Origin of the sequence: Moorena bouillonii PNG (assembly GCF_001942495.1) — a bacterium.
Taxonomy (GTDB): Bacteria; Cyanobacteriota; Cyanobacteriia; order Cyanobacteriales; family Coleofasciculaceae; genus Moorena; species Moorena bouillonii.
The window spans coordinates 2,108,660-2,113,096 of the sequence record NZ_MKZS01000001.1 but is presented as its reverse complement, the minus strand read 5'-3'; the positions used below and the strand labels follow the sequence as shown (position 1 = coordinate 2,113,096).

Genomic DNA, 4,437 nt, shown 5'->3' with positions numbered 1-4,437 from the left:
TTGCCTAAATCCTAGTCTCTATCACCGTTTCGACTACTTTTGCCTAATGGATAGCAAAATTGGGGGGCTAGGGGGGCGAATAATTCCCCCCAAAATTGGGGGGCTAGGGGGGCGAAAGTTGCTGTATTATCTGAAGCTGAACTGTTGGACTTTAAGAATAAGCTGAGAATACTGCCGAAGCTAGACTTGAACTATTCAGACTTGCTGGGACAGTTAGAAAGCTATAGCTTGACAATCAAGATTAATGCTCAAAATTATTCCGAAAAGCTTCAACAACTTCAAGAAAAATTACCAAAGGATGATTTAAGGATTTTGTCAGTATTTTCTGATAAAATAAGCCATACTTATCAAGAGCAAATTAAAATAAACTTAAGCTATTTTGGACATAGTTCTGGCCTATTAGACAAAGCGATTTCCTCAATCAGAGGTATTGTGGAAATTGAACAAGCAGAACGCGATCGCGCTTTGGAAAAAGCCCTCAGAGATAAGGAGGAGGCTGATCGAGCCCGAGACAAACAAGCTGAAAAACAGGAGAAAAGACGACAACTTTGGATCACCTTCGTGGGTACTGGTCTAGCAGTCAGTGGTATTTCGTCCCAAAGCGACGCTAAACAACCTCTAGAAGCGATCCTGACCAAACTAGACCGGAAGGGATCCTTAGATTGCCCTGAAGCTGGACTCTACCCTTGCTTGACTTATACTTTCTGGTTTGTGCTATTTCATATTTTGATTGGTGTTGGAGTTGGTGCGATCGCTGCTTTTATTGTGGATCGAATTATCCATCGGCGATCAAAATGACTGCTGATGTAAGCATTCAGCGGTCAGCGGTCAGCCGTCAGCCGTCAGCCGTGAGCTAAAAGCTCACCCTACGCGAACAGCTTTCCATAACTCAGATTAAACTAATGCTTACCTGTTTTATTCAAAAGCTCTTCCCTTTGCTTACCCTATGCCCATAAGCACCTCAAGTAGCCTGTCCATAGCCCATAAGCTGATAGCTGATAGCTGATAGCTGATAGCTGATAGCTGATAGCTTATGATAATAAGTTAATCGGATTTAATATCATGTGTTATTTGTTTTTGTCTTGAGAGCCACAGTTGATTGAGTCCAGCTTTGCGGCAAATTCCAGAGCACCTTTAATACTATCGATATTGCCCTCAATCCGTGCAATTTGAATCTCAGTCAGTAACTCACCAATTTTAGAACTAGGGGATAACTTAAGAGACTTGATTAAATCTTTACCAGTAACCAGTGGTGTGGGATGGGCAACCTGGTCATTGGGATTCAAATAGTGCTCAATCAAGGGTGCTATAGTATCCACAGCCATGCCCCTGGCAACTGCCAAAAGCGCTACCACAGGAAAAACAGCTCCAACGTTAAGAAAGAAGAAATACTGGTCCCGTAATGGGATATCCTTGGCAGTAGTATAAGACAGCAATTGGGGCAAATGTTGGATTGCCCTGACTACTATTCGAGTCTGAACACGAGAGNATAGGTGATAGCTGATAGCTGATAGCTGATAGCTGATAGCTGATAGCTGATAGCTGATAGCTGATAGCTTATGATAATAAGTTAATCGGATTTAATATCATGTGTTATTTGTTTTTGTCTTGAGAGCCACAGTTGATTGAGTCCAGCTTTGCGGCAAATTCCAGAGCACCTTTAATACTATCGATATTGCCCTCAATCCGTGCAATTTGAATCTCAGTCAGTAACTCACCAATTTTAGAACTAGGGGATAACTTAAGAGACTTGATTAAATCTTTACCAGTAACCAGTGGTGTGGGATGGGCAACCTGGTCATTGGGATTCAAATAGTGCTCAATCAAGGGTGCTATAGTATCCACAGCCATGCCCCTGGCAACTGCCAAAAGCGCTACCACAGGAAAAACAGCTCCAACGTTAAGAAAGAAGAAATACTGGTCCCGTAATGGGATATCCTTGGCAGTAGTATAAGACAGCAATTGGGGCAAATGTTGGATTGCCCTGACTACTATTCGAGTCTGAACACGAGAGTACTTTAGAGCTAACAGCTGTTGTTCAGCAACTGCTGGTATTGATGATAATAAATTTGCTAGCTTAGCCAAATTTAGCAACGATAAAGAATGCTTAGTCACCTTTAAGTTCAATTCCACCCCAAGCTTAGGCCAGGTTTCTGCCAGTACCATCGCGGATGGGTTAATTGCTGTCATGTACTCGAAAGATTCAGCGGTGGCATCAGGCAGCCATGGTCGTAATACATTATCCTCCCAGGCCGCTTTTAGCCAAGGTACACCCTGAGGAGACTTGAGGAGATAGCCCAATTCTGTCCGTACTCGTTCTGCTGCGATTTGGCTCAATAACGGTGCTACCTTTCTTAGCACTGATTGGGTGGCTGGGTCAATCTGAAAACCCAACTGAGCGGCTTGTCGATAAGCCCGCAATAATCGTAATGGGTCATTTTGTAAGTTTTCTGGTGACACCATCCGGATTATCCCTTTACGGCAATCCAAGATACCTTGTAATGGATCAATGAATTCCTTGGTGTGGGGATTAAATGCGATCGCATTAATCGTAAAATCTCGCCTATGTAAGTCAGCCTCTAAGCTATCCCCGTCCTGTTGAGCAAAGTCAACTGTGGCGTTGCCAAACACTACCCTAGCTATTTGACGCTGGGCATCCAAAACCACAAATCCTGCCTTATAACGTCTTGCTAGCTTGCTTGCTGTCCGTACTGCTTTAGTGGGTAAAACAAAGTCTAAGTCTAGGTAATCTGATTGTCGGTTGATCAGAGCATCCCTAACCGCACCACCCACCAAGCAAGCGTCAGAAGGGAGTAACTCCCAGTTAAACGGCCAATTTTGGGGTGATATAGCAGTTTGGTAATTAGTCATTAGTCATTTTCTGAAATCTCAGAAATAATACTATATATCAATTGTGGTAAACTCGAACATATAACTTTATAAAAGTAGCAAACAGAGTAGCCAATACTTAAGTATTTGATATTATAAGCTAGCTAATAAATTTCTGAATTGAGCTATGCTAAAATAAAGGAAATGGAGTTTAAGCAATGTGTATTTGCATTAACTGCCACTACGTAGACCGGTGTACTACATACCATGCTGTGGAAACCCAGCATCAGGTACCTCACCTGACGGAATCTCCCAACTTTGAAGCGGTTGAGCCCACCATCAATGTCAATATCCGTTCTACTGAAGATATAATCGAAATGGAATGGGACGTTGTCGGGTGTAATAGCTTTAAGCAGGAAACTGGGAAGTGGGCAAAGCTTCGTCCTGGTGAACTGGTACCCACCTGATGGGATTGTGAATTTTAGGTATTCTGGCGATAAGCTCCACTCTGTACCTAAGATCAGCATGGGATTCATCGCCAGTCAAGTTTTAATTTAACCAAGCAAGCTTTTGATAAAAGCTCGAATTGGTTCTGGTTGTGTTTGTCCAGTATTTTTCAAAATACTGCTTTAATTGACACAAAAGACACGATCGAGCCAAAATATTAAAAAGTATTAATTTTTGTAACGCTGGATGTCTTTTGAGCTTTTATCGTTGGAAACAGTCCAGGACATAGCTAAGGACTATGGCTACTGGGCAGTTTTTTTTGGGATTGCCCTGGAAAACGCTGGGGTTCCCATACCGGGAGAAACCATTACCCTGGTAGGTGGCTTCGGTGCAGGTAGCGGCGAACTCAATTATTGGGTAGTCCTATGCTCTGCGATCGCTGGTGCTGTCTTAGGAGATAACTGTGGTTACTGGATTGGGAAAATCGGTGGTTGGCCCTTACTACTGCGAATTGGGGGTTTAGTCCGGATCACAGAAGCACAACTGACAGAGGCTAAAACCGAATTTCGTAAGAACGCTGCTAAGGCCGTTTTTTTTGGTCGATTTGTGGCAATACTGCGGATCTTTGCTGGTCCAATGGCAGGGATTGTTCAGATGCCTTACCCGAAATTTATATTATTCAATTTAGCTGGTGCTACGATCTGGGCATCAGTGATGGTGAGTTTATCCTACTTTTGCGGACGCTTGATACCTCTGGAGCTATTAATCTCTTCGGTATCTAAATTTGCGATTGTTGCTCTGATCTTGGTGATTGGCTCGATTGTTGTTCCTAAATGGTTTGAGTCTCGTAGGCAGAAATTGGAGATGGGGGATTAGTTTAAATTGGCAAACGGTAATCGGTAATTGGTAGTTAAGGATTACCGTAACCCAATTACCGTAACGCAAAATTCCTAACTCCTGTTGAACTCTCCACGGGTTAAAACCACGTGGATTCTAAGAGTCTTGTTGCGGAGCGGGTTGAAACCGCGCTTGGCGCGCTTTCCTATGGCGAATTTAATTCGCCATAGGAAAGTGCATCTACGCAACGCTTACGGTATGATCTCGATAGAGGGGCGACCGATGAAAGGCGCTCATAGGAAGTGGAAAGGGTAAGAGCTTTCC

General features: G+C 43.3%; 5 protein-coding genes. 3 read left to right on the top strand and 2 right to left on the bottom strand.

What is annotated here, in order from left to right; translation table 11 throughout:
- Positions 1-186 precede the first annotated feature (186 nt).
- Positions 187-798, top strand: coding sequence for a hypothetical protein (locus tag BJP37_RS08820; RefSeq protein WP_143727531.1), 612 nt, complete (start codon positions 187-189; stop codon positions 796-798).
- A gap of 269 nt (positions 799-1,067) precedes the next feature.
- Here the strand turns inward: BJP37_RS08820 and BJP37_RS08815 are convergent, their stop codons facing one another.
- Positions 1,068-1,469, bottom strand: coding sequence for an HD domain-containing protein (locus BJP37_RS08815; RefSeq protein ID WP_438941528.1), 402 nt, complete (start codon positions 1,467-1,469; stop codon positions 1,068-1,070).
- A gap of 124 nt (positions 1,470-1,593) precedes the next feature.
- The gene (locus BJP37_RS08810; RefSeq protein ID WP_075898076.1) at positions 1,594-2,871 is read right to left on the bottom strand and encodes a tRNA nucleotidyltransferase/poly(A) polymerase-related protein; all 1,278 of its coding nucleotides are present in this window, start codon (positions 2,869-2,871) and stop codon (positions 1,594-1,596) included.
- 176 nt (positions 2,872-3,047) lie between these two features.
- Here BJP37_RS08810 and BJP37_RS08805 point away from each other — a divergent pair, with 176 nt between their 5' ends.
- Positions 3,048-3,296: a Ycf34 family protein gene (locus BJP37_RS08805; RefSeq protein WP_044492409.1), complete on the top strand. Its 249-nt coding sequence runs from the start codon at positions 3,048-3,050 to the stop codon at positions 3,294-3,296.
- A gap of 226 nt (positions 3,297-3,522) precedes the next feature.
- Complete coding sequence (locus BJP37_RS08800) at positions 3,523-4,152, top strand: DedA family protein (protein ID WP_075898074.1); 630 nt, start codon at positions 3,523-3,525, stop codon at positions 4,150-4,152.
- The last annotated feature ends 285 nt before the right edge of the window (positions 4,153-4,437 follow it).

What these genes read in the sequence shown, in the direction of transcription:
- BJP37_RS08810 (WP_075898076.1), bottom strand. Translation starts at nt 2,871, where the DNA reads ATGACTAATTACCAAACTGCTATATCACCCCAAAATTGGCCGTTTAAC.
- BJP37_RS08805 (WP_044492409.1), top strand. Translation starts at nt 3,048, where the DNA reads ATGTGTATTTGCATTAACTGCCACTACGTAGACCGGTGTACTACATAC.
- BJP37_RS08800 (WP_075898074.1), top strand. Translation starts at nt 3,523, where the DNA reads ATGTCTTTTGAGCTTTTATCGTTGGAAACAGTCCAGGACATAGCTAAG.